This is a genomic window from Paeniglutamicibacter cryotolerans, assembly GCF_014190875.1.
In the GTDB taxonomy this organism is placed as follows: domain Bacteria; phylum Actinomycetota; class Actinomycetes; order Actinomycetales; family Micrococcaceae; genus Paeniglutamicibacter; species Paeniglutamicibacter cryotolerans.
The window spans coordinates 242565-256555 of the sequence record NZ_JACHVS010000001.1; the positions used below are offsets into that span (position 1 = coordinate 242565).

At 65.0% G+C, this 13991-nt stretch carries 13 protein-coding genes and 1 tRNA gene; 6 read left to right on the forward strand and 8 right to left on the reverse strand.

Annotation, left to right across the window (positions count from 1 at the left end; all coding sequences use genetic code 11):
• Positions 1–344 precede the first annotated feature (344 nt).
• The 3 genes from E9229_RS01210 (at position 345) to E9229_RS01220 (ending at position 3493) form a co-directional block, all read left to right on the forward strand.
• Positions 345–1823 (forward strand): alanine/glycine:cation symporter family protein, encoded by a 1479-nt coding sequence (locus tag E9229_RS01210; protein WP_183509418.1) that lies wholly within the window; start codon positions 345–347, stop codon positions 1821–1823.
• Positions 1823–2236 carry a hypothetical protein gene (locus E9229_RS01215; RefSeq protein WP_183509419.1) on the forward strand — a complete coding sequence of 138 codons (414 nt, stop codon included), beginning with the start codon at positions 1823–1825 and terminating at the stop codon, positions 2234–2236. Before E9229_RS01210 ends, E9229_RS01215 begins: the two co-directional genes overlap by 1 nt.
• Before the next feature lie 69 nt (positions 2237–2305).
• Positions 2306–3493, forward strand: coding sequence for an amidohydrolase (locus tag E9229_RS01220; RefSeq protein WP_183509420.1), 1188 nt, complete (start codon positions 2306–2308; stop codon positions 3491–3493).
• Positions 3494–3512: 19 nt separating this feature from the next.
• On the opposite strand, the gene E9229_RS01225 is transcribed toward E9229_RS01220, so the two are convergent.
• On the reverse strand, positions 3513–4670 hold the full coding sequence (locus E9229_RS01225; protein ID WP_183509421.1) for a cystathionine gamma-synthase: 1158 nt from the start codon (positions 4668–4670) through the stop codon (positions 3513–3515).
• Between the two features lie 11 nt (positions 4671–4681).
• Positions 4682–6058, reverse strand: a complete 1377-nt coding sequence (locus E9229_RS01230; protein WP_183509423.1) for a cystathionine beta-synthase — start codon at positions 6056–6058, stop codon at positions 4682–4684.
• 120 nt (positions 6059–6178) lie between these two features.
• Between E9229_RS01230 and E9229_RS01235 the strand changes: the two genes are divergently transcribed.
• Positions 6179–7192, forward strand: a complete 1014-nt coding sequence (locus E9229_RS01235; RefSeq protein WP_183509424.1) for a DNA-3-methyladenine glycosylase family protein — start codon at positions 6179–6181, stop codon at positions 7190–7192.
• 6 nt (positions 7193–7198) lie between these two features.
• On the opposite strand, the gene trxA is transcribed toward E9229_RS01235, so the two are convergent.
• Entirely contained in the window at positions 7199–7570 is a 372-nt protein-coding gene (gene trxA, locus E9229_RS01240) for a thioredoxin (protein WP_183509425.1), read from the reverse strand.
• 182 nt (positions 7571–7752) lie between these two features.
• Between trxA and E9229_RS01245 the strand changes: the two genes are divergently transcribed.
• Positions 7753–8166 (forward strand): hypothetical protein, encoded by a 414-nt coding sequence (locus tag E9229_RS01245; protein WP_183509427.1) that lies wholly within the window; start codon positions 7753–7755, stop codon positions 8164–8166.
• Positions 8167–8275: 109 nt separating this feature from the next.
• Here the strand turns inward: E9229_RS01245 and E9229_RS01250 are convergent.
• Positions 8276–8357 (reverse strand) — tRNA-Tyr (locus E9229_RS01250).
• A 158-nt stretch (positions 8358–8515) separates the two neighbouring features.
• On the opposite strand from E9229_RS01250, the gene E9229_RS01255 reads away from it, so the two are divergent.
• The gene (locus E9229_RS01255; protein ID WP_183509428.1) at positions 8516–9004 is read left to right on the forward strand and encodes a YajQ family cyclic di-GMP-binding protein; all 489 of its coding nucleotides are present in this window, start codon (positions 8516–8518) and stop codon (positions 9002–9004) included.
• Positions 9005–9412: 408 nt separating this feature from the next.
• On the opposite strand, the gene efeB is transcribed toward E9229_RS01255, so the two are convergent.
• The 4 genes from efeB to htpX all read right to left on the reverse strand — a co-directional run bounded on the left by efeB (position 9413) and on the right by htpX (position 13979).
• The gene (gene efeB, locus E9229_RS01260; RefSeq protein ID WP_183509429.1) at positions 9413–10705 is read right to left on the reverse strand and encodes an iron uptake transporter deferrochelatase/peroxidase subunit; all 1293 of its coding nucleotides are present in this window, start codon (positions 10703–10705) and stop codon (positions 9413–9415) included.
• Between the two features lie 5 nt (positions 10706–10710).
• On the reverse strand, positions 10711–11871 hold the full coding sequence (gene efeO / locus E9229_RS01265; protein WP_183509431.1) for an iron uptake system protein EfeO: 1161 nt from the start codon (positions 11869–11871) through the stop codon (positions 10711–10713).
• A gap of 36 nt (positions 11872–11907) precedes the next feature.
• Entirely contained in the window at positions 11908–12753 is an 846-nt protein-coding gene (gene efeU, locus E9229_RS01270; RefSeq protein ID WP_183509433.1) for an iron uptake transporter permease EfeU, read from the reverse strand.
• Between the two features lie 350 nt (positions 12754–13103).
• Positions 13104–13979 (reverse strand): zinc metalloprotease HtpX, encoded by an 876-nt coding sequence (gene htpX, locus E9229_RS01275; RefSeq protein ID WP_183511801.1) that lies wholly within the window; start codon positions 13977–13979, stop codon positions 13104–13106.
• Positions 13980–13991 lie beyond the last annotated feature (12 nt).

Below are 13991 nucleotides of genomic sequence, written 5' to 3' on the forward strand. Positions count from 1 at the left end.
TTACCTCATTCATAGGGGCGGGTAAGGCAACTCGTAAATCGAGTGGCCTTCCGCAGCACATTCGGACTCATCACTAAGTGGTCCGGCTGCTCCCCATATGACACTGCCCGCAAAACGCGGGTTCACACACGATAAAGCTCCTGCCTCAAAAATTGGGCAGAATGCAAGGGAAGCCGGAAACAGTGAACACTTAACCTTAGCGTTGATTCGGAGTACCCGACGGCGATTCCACGGTGAACTTGAGCACACCCGCTATCCCGACGTGTCGGGCCGTCGGCGCCATCCGGCGTTTTCGCCGCGCACGACCCTGCCCTCATGAGCGACGTTACGGTATTCTCCGACGCATGGAGTTTCTTGAGAATGCGGCCCTTGCCGATTGGTTTGCCGACTACGGAAACCTGCTCTGGACCTACGCCGTCCTGCCGGTGCTGGCCATCGTGGGCATCTACTTTACGATCCGGACCAAGGCCGTGCAGTTCCGGATGATCCCGGCCATGTTCCGCACCCTGACGGACAAGGCGCTGGTGGACGAGAGCGGGGAGAAGAAGTCGATTTCCTCTTTCCAGGCCTTCACCATCTCCGCAGCGTCACGCGTGGGTACCGGCAACATCGCCGGTGTCGCCACTGCCATCGCCGTCGGCGGCCCGGGTGCCGTGTTCTGGATGTGGGCCATGGCGTTCATCGGCGGCGCCTCCAGCTTCGTCGAGTCGACGCTGGGCCAGCTGTACAAGGTCAAGACCAAGGACGGCTACCGCGGCGGGCCTGCCTATTACATGCAGCGCGGCCTCAAGGCCCGCTGGATGGGTGTTGCCTTCGCCGTGATCCTGATCGTCTGCTTCCCCTTCGCCTTCAGCTCGCTGCAGGCCAACACGATCGCCGCCTCGGCGGCCGGCGCCTTCGGCAACTCCGATTCCAGCAATGGCACCCTGCTGATCGTGGTCGGCGTGGTGCTGTCGGTGCTGACGGCCGCCGTCGTCTTTGGTGGGGTCCGCCGCATCGCCAAGGTCACCGAGGCCCTGGTTCCGTCCATGGCGGTGCTCTACCTGGCGTTGGGCGTGGCGGTGATGCTGATGCATCTTGAGCAGATCCCCGTGGTCTTCGCCGAGATCTTCTCCGAGGCATTCAACGTCCAGTCGGCCATCGGCGGCGGGCTGGGTGCCGTGATCCTGCAGGGCATCAAGCGCGGCATGTTCTCCAACGAGGCCGGCCTCGGATCGGCCCCGAACGCCGGCGCCACCGCATCGGTGACGCACCCGGTCAAGCAGGGTCTGGTCCAGACCCTGGGCGTCTACTTCGATACGTTCCTGATCTGCTCGATCACCGCCTTCATCATCTTGGTATCGATCCAGGATCCGGTCGGCGCGGGCCGCGGCATCGAGCTGACCCTGTCGGCGCTCACCACCTCGCTGGGGGCCTGGGCCGGATCGGTGCTGACGTTAATCATCTTCCTACTGGGCTTCTCCTCGGTGATCGGCAACTACTACTACGGCGAATCGAACATCGGCTTCATCACCAAGAGCACCAAGGTCATGTTCGGCTACCGGCTGTTGGCAACGCTCGCCGTGCTGGTGGGCGCGCTGTCCTCGGCCGACGTCATCTGGAACTTCGCCGATGGGGTCATGGGCCTGATGGCGCTGATCAACCTGGTGGCCATTGCCCTGCTGTCGGGCATCGTGTTCAAGCTGCTGCGCAACTACACCAACCAGAGCAAAAAGGGGCTGGACCCGGTCTTCACCGCCGACCAAATGCCCGAACTCGATGGGCTCGAATGCTGGAGCGCTGAGGACGTGCGCACGCACCAGATCCCATCGGTCAAACGCTGATGCGCCATAAGCCCGGCGTTCTGCGCCTGGCCACCGGCTGGTGGCTGACCTTGGCCCTCGCGGCACTGGCGGTGGGCGCGGGGTTCTTCGGCAATGCGGCACTGCGGGACCCCGGGCAGCGTACCGGCTTCATCACCTTGGGCCTGGCCCTGTGCGGGGCGGCGGTGGTGCTGGGCACCGGCGGCTACCAGCTGTGGCGCGGCAGGCTCGCCGGGCGTACGACGCTGACCTGGTTCGGGCTGATCGCCGGCATTCCGATGTTGACCCGCGGTCTGCGCTTCGGGCTGCCAGCCATGGTGCTGCTGATCGGAGTGGTGCTGCTCTGGCTGCCGGCCTCGATGTCCTTCTTCAAGGACCAGTCCCAGTCCGCCCGGGCGGCCCGCAAGGCCGAACGCAGCCGCACCGGCCGCTGAGCCCCGCTGGTCGCCGAAACCGGTATCGTGTGACGCACCCCACCTCGTCGACCGGAAGAGCCAGCAGCCATGCCGAACCTCGCCATCATCAACGCCCACGTCGTTCCCGTCACCGCTCCCGCCTTTGACGGCACTGTGCTGGTGAACGAGGGGCGCATCGGCGCCCTGGGCCCGGATGTGCCCATCCCGGAGGGCACCGAAACCATCGATGCCGCGGGCTCCTGGCTGCTGCCGGGATTCATCGATGCGCACGTGCATCTGGGCATGCATCCGGAGGGAGAGGACGGCTCCACCTCCGACGTGAACGAGATGACCGATCCGAATATGGCCGCAGTGCGCGCCATCGACGCCATCGACCCGTTCGATCCGGGCTTCGACGACGCACTGGCCGGCGGTATCACCACGGTGAACGTCAATCCGGGCTCGGGCAACCCGATCGGCGGGCAAGCCGCCGCCATCCATACGCACGGGCGCTACATCGACGAGATGGTGCTGCGCGCACCCAGCGGGATCAAATCGGCCCTCGGTGAGAACCCGAAACGAATCTACGGCGCCCAGAAGAAAACTCCGTCCACCCGGCTGGGCAACGCGTTGGTGATCCGCGAGGCATTCATCGCCGCACGCAACTACCTGGCCCAGGAAGACCCGAAACCGTACGACGCGAAGCTGGAGGCACTGGCATCGGTACTGCGCCGCGAGATCCCGTGGCGCCAACACTGCCACCGCGCCGACGACGTCGCCACTGCGCTGCGGCTGGCCGAGGAGTTCGGCTACGACCTGGTCCTGGACCACGGTACCGAAGCCCACGTGCTGGGTGACCTGATCGCCGAGCGGAACATCCCGGTGCTGATCGGCCCGCTATTCACCACCAAGTCCAAAGTGGAGCTGCGCGGGCGCTCGCTGGCGAACCCGGGCAGGCTGGCCAACGCCGGGGTACAGATCTCCATCATCACCGACCACCCCGTGATCCCCATCAACTTCCTGGTCCACCAGTGCACGCTGGCGGTAAAGGAGGGCCTGGACCGCGAGACGGCGCTGCGCTCGATCACCATTAACCCGGCCCGGGTGCTGGGGCTGGCAGAGCGGATCGGTTCGTTGGAGGCGGGCAAGGACGCGGACCTGGTGTTGTGGAGCGGGGATCCGCTCGATGTCATGTCCCGGGCGCTGCGCGTCTGGATCGGCGGGGCCCAGGTGATGGAGTATGACCACGCGCAGCGCCGGGTCAACGTCGCACCCCGGAAGGTCGTTCCCGAATAGGCGGGACCGGGTCCGCCCCCTACAGCTGGCTGAAGGCCTGTTCCAGATCGGCCAGCAGATCGGCCACGTCCTCGATGCCCACCGAGAGCCGCAGCAGGTTCACGGGGACGGCCAGCTCGGTGCCCTTCACCGAGGCGTGGGTCATTTCCGAGGGGTAGTTCATCAGCGATTCGATCCCACCCAGGGATTCTGCCAGGGTGAACACCCGCGTGGATTCGGCAATGCTGCGCGCCGCCGCCTCTCCCCCGGCCAACTGCACCGAGACCATGCCGCCGAAACCGCTCATCTGCTTCTTGGCCAGCTCGTGGCCCGGGTGTGACTCGAGCCCCGGGTAGTGCACGGCTTCCACCTCGGGCCGCGCGAGCAACCACTGCGCCACCGCCTGCGCGTTGGTGCAGTGCCGGTCCATCCGCACACCCAGGGTCTTCAGCCCGCGGGTGGTCAGGAACGCGTCCATCGGCCCCGAGACGGCCCCCACGGCGAACTGCACGAAGCCGATCTTCTCAGCCAGCTCCGCGTCCTTCACGATGACGGCCCCGCCGACCACATCGGAGTGCCCGCCGATGTATTTGGTGGTGGAGTGCACCACTACGTCGGCGCCCAGATCAAGCGGCTGCTGCAGGTACGGCGAGGCGAACGTGTTGTCCACCACCAGCAGCGCCCCGACGGCGTGGGCGGCATCGGCGAGCGCCGCGATATCGGTGATGCGCATCATCGGGTTCGAGGGCGTCTCCACCCAGACCAGTTTAACCGGGTAGGCTGCCAGTGCCGCAGTGACGGCACCGGCGTCGGAGAGGTCAACCGGCGTATTGCCGATCCCCCACGGCCCCAGCACCCGGTTGATCAGCCGGTAAGTGCCCCCGTAGGCGTCGTTGCCGAGCACGATGTGGTCCCCGGGGCCGGTGAGCGCGCGGATCAGCGAGTCCTCGGCGGCCAGGCCGGAGGAGAAAGAGAAGGCGTGGGTGCCGTTTTCCAAGGCTGCCAGCTGTTCCTGCAGCGAGTCGCGGGTCGGGTTGGTGCCGCGGCCGTACTCGTAGCCGTCGCGCAACCCGCCGATGCCGTCTTGGGCGTAGGTGGAAGAGAAGTGCACCGGCGGCACCACTGCCCCGGTGCGGGGTTCGAATCCCTGTCCGGCGTGGATGGCGCGGGTGTTGAATCCAGGTGTGGGCATGCTCATCGTGTGTTCCTTCAGTGGGTGAGGTAGGAAAGCAGGTCGTGGCGGGTAATCACGCCGATGGCGGCGCCGTCGCGGGTGGCCAGCAGCGCGTCCCGGTGCTGGAGCCCGCTGCGGGCCGCGTCGACCGAGTCGCTGGCGCCAATCAGCTCCAGCCGCGGGCCGATCAATGGGCCGATGGCATCGGTAAGCGCTATCTCCCCGCGGAAAAGCCGCTCGGTGAGGGTGCGCTCGTCGATGGAGCCGCGCACCTCCCCGATCCGTACCGGCGGCTCGGTGGAAAGCACCGGCAGGATGGAGACGCCGTATTCGTTCATGATCCCGATGACGTCGCGCACCGTATCCCCGGCGTGGGCGTGGATCAGGTCGGGCAACTTCGCTCCCTTGGCCGCGAGCAGTGCCTCGACCGTATGGTCCCCGTGGTCCGCAATGAAGCCGTAGGAGCGCATCCAGTCGTCATTGAAGATCTTGGCCAGGTAGCCGCGCCCGCCATCGGGCAGGATCACCACCACCACCGCGTCGGCGGGCAGGTCGCCGGCGGCGCGCAGCGCGGCGGCCACCGCCATGCCCGAAGAGCCGCCGACCAGCAGGCCCTCCTCCTTGGCCAGGCGGCGGGTCATCGCAAACGAGTCCGCGTCGGAGACGGCAATGACCTCGTCGGGGACGCTCGGGTCGTAATTCCCTGGCCACATGTCCTCCCCCACTCCCTCCACGAAGTAGGGGCGCCCGGTTCCCCCGGAGTAGACCGAGCCATCGGGGTCAGCGGCAATGACCCGCACCGGGCCGGACGCGCGGTGAGCCGAGGCCTCCTTGAGGTAGCGGCCGGTACCGGTGATGGTGCCCCCGGTGCCCGCGCCGATGACCACATGGGTCACCAGCCCGTCGGTGTCGTTCCAGATTTCCGGCCCGGTGGAGCCGTAGTGGCTGTCGGGGGCGGCCGGATTGGAGAACTGGTCGGGCTTGTAGGCCCCGGGGATCTCCCGTACCAGCCGGTCCGAGACGCCGTAGTAGGACTCGGGGGAATCCGGAGCCACGGCGGTGGGGGTGACGACGACTTCGGCCCCATAGGCCCGCAGCACGTCGCGCTTTTCCTCCCCGACCTTGTCCGGGGTGACGAAAATGGTCTTGTAGCCCTTCATCTGCCCGACCAGGGCCAACCCGACCCCGGTGTTCCCGCTGGTGGGTTCCACGATGGTTCCTCCGGGAAGCAGCTCGCCGGAGGCCTCGGCACGCTCGATCATCTTCAGCGCTATCCGGTCCTTGATGCTTCCGCCCGGGTTCAGGTATTCGAGCTTGACCAGCACCGTCGCGGCGAGCCCGGCGGTGACGTGGTTGAGCTTCACCAGCGGAGTGTTGCCGATCAGGTCCAGGACTGTGGAGGCGTATTTCATGAGCCAGACTCTACCGGCGGGCTGGACCGCGCGGGAGGCCCGGCGTAGCTAAACGTCACCATTGGGCCGCGGAGGGCATTGGTGGCGTATTGGAGTGCCGGCGGTGGCACCATGGAAGGCATGGAGCAATCGATCCCGGACACCGTTCCTGGCCACCTGCCCGCTGCCGAGGCGCGGGGGTCATGGGATCCGAGGGGGCCCTATTCCCTGTCCGGCACGCTCGCGGTTCTCCAGCGCGGCTCAGCTGACCCCTGTGTACAGGTCGGCCGCTACGAAGCCTGGCTGTGCTTTTCCACTACCGAGGGGCCCGTAACGCTGCTGTTGCAACGGAAGGGACTCCAGGCCGGGGCCGGCGGCGCGTCCCCGGTGTTCATTAGTGCCTGGGGCCCGGGTGCAGGGGCCGCCGTTGCGGGGGCGCCACGCCTGCTGGGCGCCGGGGACGACTGGTCAGGCTTCGATGAACGGGGATTCAGCGCATCGCTGCCACCTCTGGTGACCGAGGCCAGACGACGACACCCGGGATTGCGGCTTCCCTCTACCGGACGGATGTTCGACGCCCTGTTGATAGCGGTTCTGGAACAACGCGTGACAACCATCGAGGCGCGGTTCGCGTGGCGTTACCTGGCGATGAACTTCGGGGAACGGCCCCCGGGACCGGTACCGCAGGGAATGCGTTTGCCCCCGACGCCGGCAGCCATCCGTGCCGTTACACCCTGGCAATGGCACGCGGCCCGGGTTGATGCACAACGCTCCAGCTCCGCGGTTCGCGCGGCAGCGGTCGCGCCAGCACTGGAGCGCTGGGGTTCCCGGCCATTGGGTGGGCTTGATCCGCGCAACGGGATAGGGGTCGATGCGGCACTGGCATCGCTTCCCGGGATCGGGCTTTGGACCATCGCCGAGACACTGCAGCGAACCCACGGATCCCCGGACCACGTCTCGGTGGGCGACTACCATCTGGCTGCCTTTGTGGGCCAGGCCCTCACCGGGCGACGGGTCGATGATGCGCGGATGCTTGAACTACTTGAACCGTGGAGCGGGCACCGCCAGCGCGTCGTGCGCTTGCTGGGGCTCTCCGGGGTGAAAAAGCAGGCGTTCGGCCCGCGGTTGGCGCCGATGGACCACCGGCACCGCTGAGCGAGGTTACTGGGCTTGGGCTTCCTGCTCGGCGATCTGGGCGTGCACCTCGGTCATGTCAATGCCCTTGACGGCGACGACGAGGTCCTCAAGCTGCGAGGCATTCAGGGCGCCGGGCTGCGAGAACACGAGCACGGAGTCGCGGAAAGCCATCAGCGTCGGGATGGAGGTGATGTTTGCGGCGCGGGCCAAGCCCTGTTCCGCCTCGGTGTCCACCTTGGCGAACTTCACCTCGGGGTACTTCTCGGAAACCTGCTGGTAAACCGGTGCGAATTGACGGCAGGGACCGCACCAAGCGGCCCAGAAATCCACGAAAACGATCTCGTTCGTTTCAAGCGTCTTGGTAAATTCGGTCTCGGTCATATCAATGGTAGCCATATGCCTACCTTAACCGTTGTTGCACATGATGTCCCCTTTCCTCGGTTCACTGTGGGGAAACCGACCCGTCTCCGGTCCGTTTTGCGCCGTTTCTCCGCAGTTTTCCACACGGCGGCTCCGGCCCCTGGCGGCACTTCCCCCAGCAGTCCTAACCTCGGGGAAAACCCAGAGAGGCGAAGACCATGGCACGCTGCACGTTGTTGCTCATCACCACGGGGGATTCCGTGCGCCGGGCACTGGCCGAAGGAATAATGCTGGCGGAAAAATATGTGAACAGTCTGCCAGTCGATTTGTCCATCATCCAATCGTGCCCATTCGCCATGGCACCGAGCGAAACCATTCGGGAGAAGGCGTCCTACCCGCGCCGGCTCGCGGCCTCGGATTCGGCAGCGACGTCGGTCGGAGCGCTGCAGGCCATCTGGGACGGGCGGCTTTGGCTCACCCCCGGGCGATGCCCTCCCGCACCGGCGGACGCCAATGGGGCCACCGAATGGCAATGGGCCCATTACAACGCCGTCCTGAATGCTCGGCCAGGATCGTACATGCTGCTGTGGGATGTCTACGTGGCGCCGATGACCGAACGGCTGGCCGCATGAAGCCCGGAGCGCCGAAACCCCGGGATGCGGAACACAGAACGAGCCGTCGTCTTTAAAGCGAAAGACCGGCTTCCTTAGGTAGGTAAGGAAGCCGGTCTTTCATGTTCGGTGGCAGATACTGGATTCGAACCAGTGAAGGCGTTGCCAGCTGATTTACAGTCAGCCCCCTTTGGCCGCTCGGGTAATCTGCCGAACATTCCCCTTGGGAACGAGTAGAAACTCTACACACATTTTCGCGAATAATAAAATCAAGGGCGTCCCTGGCATGTCGCACCCCGGACTTCAGGCTGTTGCCGGACCCCGGTAGGCTGGTACTAAACCCGTTATTTACTACCCCAAGGAGGATCGAATGGCTAGCGATTCAACGTTCGACGTCGTAAGCAAGGTCGACAGCCAGGAAGTGTCCAACGCACTGAACCAGGCCCAGAAGGAAATTGTGCAGCGCTACGATTTCAAGGGCGTCGGGGCAGAGATCGATTTCAGCGGTGAAAAAATCCTGATGAAGGCCAACTCCGAGGAACGCGTCAAAGCGGTCCTGGACGTCTTCCAGAGCAAACTGGTCAAGCGCAACATCAGCCTGAAGTCCCTGGAATGCGGCGAGCCGTTTGCCTCGGGCAAGGAATACCGGATCGAGGCGTCCATCGTCGAGGGCATTGCCCAGGACGTTGCCAAGAAGATCAACAAGCTGATCCGCGACGAGGCTCCCAAGGGCGTCAAATCCACCATTCAGGGCGATGAGCTCCGCGTCTCCTCGAAGTCCCGCGATGATCTGCAAGCAACCATGGCACTGCTGCGCACCTTCGAAGAGTCCGACCTTCAGTTCGTGAACTTCCGCTAGGCACTCGCCGATGGCCCAGCTGGCCATGGCTCTTAGCGTGAGAGCCTGAAGAGCTTCCAGGGGCCGCAGCCATCCTTCCGATGGCTGCGGCCCTCGCGCATTCTTGCGCACCGCGAATGCATCAGCTGTTCGCAAGTACCAAGTGCAATAGTTCGATCGCTGACCTTGCCGGCAACCGATCAGTAACAACGAGACCCCTTACCGGTAAGGGGCCCGGATCCATTTACCCGAATTCATCCAGATGCAATTTGATGTGGGTGTCTATTCGATCCAGTGGACGCTCAACCATCCTTGGTGATGCTGCAGCCCCCAGGCAATCATTGAGATAGGGGTATTCGCAGCTATTTCCCCGTCGATAGGTCCAGCGTTTCCAATGGCCTGCCCAGCGGGCCAATCTAGTTGCTTCTCTCAGAGTTCGAACAGGCCCTGCCCCAGATACCCGCCGGGCTGCACCCCGGGAGGCACGGCGAAGAGCCCGGACCCGGTGTGCCTGAGGTATTCGGAGAGCGCATCGTTCTTTGCCATGGCATTTTGCATCGGCACGTAGTGGGTTCGCGGATCCACGACGAAGGCGATGAAGAACAGCCCGGCATCGAGCCGGCCCAGCCCGTCGGAACCATCGGTGTAGTTGAATCCGCGGCGCAGCATTCTTACCCCGCCATTAACCCTAGGGTGGGCGATGGCCACGTGGGAGTCCACTGGCATGACCGGCCCACCGCGGCCGGGCATCTCGAAGTCCGGCTCGGTGAATTCATCACCGCCGGACAGCGGTGCTCCCCCGCGCTTGGTACGCCCGATGATCCTTTCCTGATCCCCCAACGGGGACCTGTCCCAGGTCTCGATGTGCATCCTGATCCGCCGTGCGACCAGGTAGCTTCCGCCGTTCATCCACGCCTCGGGACCTTGGGCCCCCTTGACCCAGACATGTTCGGAGAGCGCGGCACCGTCCTCGGACATGATGTTGGCCGTTCCGTCCTTGAATCCGAACAGGTTCCGCGGCGTTTTCTGCGTCGCGGAAGTCGAGGAGGTCCGACCGAAACCAATCTGGGACCAGCGCACGCGAGCACGTCCGAAGGCAATCCGTGCCAAGTTGCGCACAGCGTGCACGGCGACTTGCGGATCATCGGCGCAAGCCTGCACGACGATGTCCCCGCCGCTCCTGGCCTCCTCGAGGAAATCCCCGGGGAAATGCGGCATCGAGATCAGCGCCTCGGGAAGCTTGCCCCCGAGGTCGAAGCGGGCCTTCCTGCCGTCGGTGAACAGCGAGCGGCCGAATCCCACGGTGACTGTCAGGTTGGACGCCGACAGGTCAATGGCCTCCCCGGTGTCTTCGGGCGGAGCCTCGTAGTCCCCTCCGGTGGCTCCGTCCTGTCCGACCTCGGCCCCGCGGGTCATTTGCTCGATCGCCGCCGTCCATTCGGTGAGCAGGGCGATCAGTTCCTCGCGTCCGGTGGCGGTGACATCGAAGGCCGCCATGTGCATCCGGTCTTGGGCCTGTGTGTCGATGCCCGCCTGGTGCTCGCCGTAGAAGGGCACGACGTCGGAGACAAGCGCCATCCGCGGTGCGGCATTCGCTGCGACCGAGTGCCCCAGCGCACCCGCGGCGACGCCCAGCCCGCCGGCGCCGGCGGCGGTCAGCAGGGAACGTCGGCTGGGTCCAGCGCCATGGGACCGGTCTGAGCGGGAACGCCAGAGAGACATGTCGGCTACTTCGCCACGGCTGCGGTGAGTTTGGACAGCGGTTCGGCCAATGCGTCGACCGCCGAGCTCAGTTCCGTCTTCTGCGCCTCGGTGAGCTCATCGTAGTAAATGAAACCCGCGCCACGCTTGTGCTGGTCGAGCAGTTTTTGCAGGTCGGTAAACCGGTTCTGCAACTGCTCATCGAGCGCCGCAGCGGATCCGGCCAGCAGCGGCTTCAGGTCTTCATAGGCAATGCGGGCGCCATCGACGTTGGCCTGGAAGTCCCACAGGTCGGTGTGCGACCAGATTTCCTCCTCGCCGGTGACCTTTCCGGTGGCCACTTCATCGAGCAGTTCCTTCGCGCCGTTGGCCAGGGTTGCCGGGTTGTATTCCAGGTCTTGGACGCGCTTGGCCAGTTCGTTGGTGTCGGCGACCATCTTCTCGGCAAGCTTTCCGCGCTCGGCCTTGGTCATAGCGGTGTAGCCCGTCGCCGGCGGCCACAGGTCCTTCTCGGCACGGTGCCATCCGGTCCACTTTTGCCCCGGTTCCAAATCGGCCTCGCGTGCATCGAGGATCGGGTCCAGGTCACCGAAGGACTCGGCCACCGGCTCGATGCGCTCCCAGTGCATGCGTACAGCGGCGTAGAGTTCCTTCGCCTTGGCGGTGTCGCCCGCGGCAAACGCGTCGGCGAAGTCACCGGTCCCGGTGACCAGCTGCTCGATCTGGTCCTTGACATAGGCGGTGTAGAGCGTGACTGCCGTTTCGCCCAGCTTGGCGCGGTCTGCGCTCACGGCCTGGCCCGCGGGGGCTGCGGTCAACGCGAAGTCGGCACGGATTCCCTCTCCGATCATGCCCGGCTTGCAGGCGGTGATGTACTTGCCTTCGGGGGCTATGACGATCAGGTCCCGGCTGAGTCCGGGGCCGATGTTCTCCACCTCACCGACAATCCGCAGTCCGTCCTCGGCCAGCAGGTAGAACTCGGTCACCTGGGTGCCGGCGTTCTTGATCTGGAATTTCACGGTTCCCCCGGGCGCCGTCGCGGTCGAGACGTCGCAGGCGTCGGCGGTGCTGGTGATCTGGACCGAACCGTCGCCGGAGGACTCCGGAGTGTTCTCGGTGCATCCGGTGAGGGTGAGCGCAACCAGGGCAACGGCCGCCGTGGCACAGAGGGGGGCAGTGATTTTCATGCTGTTCCTTCGATCTGTGAAGCTGGAGGTGAGAAATTAAGCGGTGGCTTCGGCGGGCTGAACGGCCGCCTGGGGAGGCTTGACCGCGTTGACGCGGCGCAGGTAGATGAACATGACCGGAACGACGTAAAGCACCCAGACGATGGCTTCGAGCCAGGTCGTTGCCGGGGAGAAATTGAAGACTCCCTTGAGCAGCGTTCCGAGGAATCCCGACGGAGAAATGATGTGGGAGACGTCGAAAGCAAGGTTGTGCAGGCCCGGCACCATGCCCGCCTCCTGCAGGTCGTGCACCCCGTAGGCGAGCACGCCGCCCGCCACGACTATCAGGGCGGCCCCGGTCCAGGTGAAGAACTTGGACAGGTTGATGCGCACCGCGCCCCGGTGGAGCAAGACGCCGAGTCCGACCGCTACCAGGATGCCCAGTCCGGCCCCGAGCAGCGGTTCCCAGGTTTCACCGGTGGCCCGGGTGGCCGCCCAGAGGAAGAGAGCCGTTTCCAGTCCCTCGCGACCCACCGCCAGCGCCGCGACCAGAACCAGCGCCCAGCTTGAACCGTCGGCCGCGGTATCGACCTTTCCGCGCAAATCCGAGGCCATGGTGCGGGATGCCGTCGCCATCCAGAACACCATCCACGTCACGAAGCCGACGGCCAGGATCGACAGTCCTCCGCCGATGGCTTCCTGCGCCTCGAAGGTCAGTCCGCGCGGGCCGAACGTCAGGATCGCCCCGAAGGCCAGCGAGATGGCCACGGCGACGCCGACACCGGCAAAGATCCTCGGGTACAGGTGTGTTCGTCCGCTCTTCTTCAGGTAGGCAAGAAGCAGGACCACGACGAGGACGGCTTCGAGCCCCTCGCGTAGTCCGATCAGGAAGTTGGCGGTCATGCTGCACCTTAGTCTTGGCTGTCAGACGGAATCCCCACCCTCCACGGACAACCGCCGCGAATTAGGCAAGGCTTACATTTCCTTCAGAGATTACGCCCCACCCACCTGATCTTGCAAAATCAACACGGCCTTCACTGACCCTTCCCGGCAGCACGAGGACTCCGGCTCCACTCGACCCGGTACCTCCCGCAGGCTTGCCCCGGGACCCTCCCGCGGGCTTCGGCGCTGATTACAGCCTGCGCACGGGCGCACATCCCGTGGCTGCCCCGGGCCCGGAAACGCAGAAGGGGCCGGGGCCGCACCAAGATGCGGAACCGGTCCCTCGGAATTATTACGTCGTCGAACCCGGGTCAGGATCCGAGTTTGCGTCCGGCCATGCCCTCGAGCCGGGCGATGCGGTCGGCCATCGGCGGGTGCGTGGCGAAGAGCTTGCGTGCCGCCCCGGCACGGAACGGATTGGCGATCATCAGGTGCGAGGTGTTGACCAGATGCTGGTCGTCGTCGGGAAGCGGGGCCAGCTGCACCCCGGTTTCCAGCTTGTTCAGCGCCGAGGCCAGGGCAAGCGGGTCATTGGTGAGCTTCGCGCCATCCTCGTCGGCATCGTATTCGCGGGTCCTGCTGATGGCCATCTGAATGACGGTGGAGGCCAGCGGCGCCAGCAAGGCCAGGGCGATCATGGCCAGCGGGTTGGCGTTGCGCCGGTCTCCACCTCCGAAGAAGAGCATGAACTGGGCGATCGAGGTGATCACTCCGCCCACGGCCGCGGCGACCGACGAGGTGAGGATATCCCGGTTGTAGACGTGCATCAGCTCATGGCCCAGCACTCCGCGCAACTCACGTTCCGTGAGCAACTCAAGGATGCCTTCGGTACAGCACACCGCGGCGTTCTGCGGGTTCCGTCCGGTGGCGAACGCGTTCGGGGCGTTGGTCGGCGAGACGTAGAGCCGCGGCATTGGCTGCTGCGCCGCGATTGAAAGCTCACTGACGATCCGGTACATGGCCGGCTGCTCGGCCTCGGTCACCGGGTAGGCCTGCATCGAGCGGATGGCCAGTTTGTCCGAATTCCAGTAGCCGTAAGCGGTGGTGGCCAAGCCGATGCCGGCAAAGATCCAGATGAAGCTGGAGTTGCCCGTACCGGAGGCGATCAGTGCGCCCAACGCCAGCAGGACGGCAAACATTCCACCCAGCAGAGCGGCTGTCTTCAATCCGTTGTTGTGATTGTGCACTGTCATGATGCT

Excerpts from the sequence above, each read along its gene's own strand:
- E9229_RS01210 (WP_183509418.1), top strand. The coding sequence starts at position 345 with ATGGAGTTTCTTGAGAATGCGGCCCTTGCCGATTGGTTTGCCGACTAC.
- E9229_RS01215 (WP_183509419.1), top strand. The coding sequence starts at position 1,823 with ATGCGCCATAAGCCCGGCGTTCTGCGCCTGGCCACCGGCTGGTGGCTG.
- E9229_RS01220 (WP_183509420.1), top strand. The coding sequence starts at position 2,306 with ATGCCGAACCTCGCCATCATCAACGCCCACGTCGTTCCCGTCACCGCT.
- E9229_RS01225 (WP_183509421.1), bottom strand. The coding sequence starts at position 4,670 with ATGAGCATGCCCACACCTGGATTCAACACCCGCGCCATCCACGCCGGA.
- E9229_RS01230 (WP_183509423.1), bottom strand. The coding sequence starts at position 6,058 with ATGAAATACGCCTCCACAGTCCTGGACCTGATCGGCAACACTCCGCTG.
- E9229_RS01235 (WP_183509424.1), top strand. The coding sequence starts at position 6,179 with ATGGAGCAATCGATCCCGGACACCGTTCCTGGCCACCTGCCCGCTGCC.
- trxA (WP_183509425.1), bottom strand. The coding sequence starts at position 7,570 with ATGGCTACCATTGATATGACCGAGACCGAATTTACCAAGACGCTTGAA.
- E9229_RS01245 (WP_183509427.1), top strand. The coding sequence starts at position 7,753 with ATGGCACGCTGCACGTTGTTGCTCATCACCACGGGGGATTCCGTGCGC.
- E9229_RS01255 (WP_183509428.1), top strand. The coding sequence starts at position 8,516 with ATGGCTAGCGATTCAACGTTCGACGTCGTAAGCAAGGTCGACAGCCAG.
- efeB (WP_183509429.1), bottom strand. The coding sequence starts at position 10,705 with ATGTCTCTCTGGCGTTCCCGCTCAGACCGGTCCCATGGCGCTGGACCC.
- efeO (WP_183509431.1), bottom strand. The coding sequence starts at position 11,871 with ATGAAAATCACTGCCCCCCTCTGTGCCACGGCGGCCGTTGCCCTGGTT.
- efeU (WP_183509433.1), bottom strand. The coding sequence starts at position 12,753 with ATGACCGCCAACTTCCTGATCGGACTACGCGAGGGGCTCGAAGCCGTC.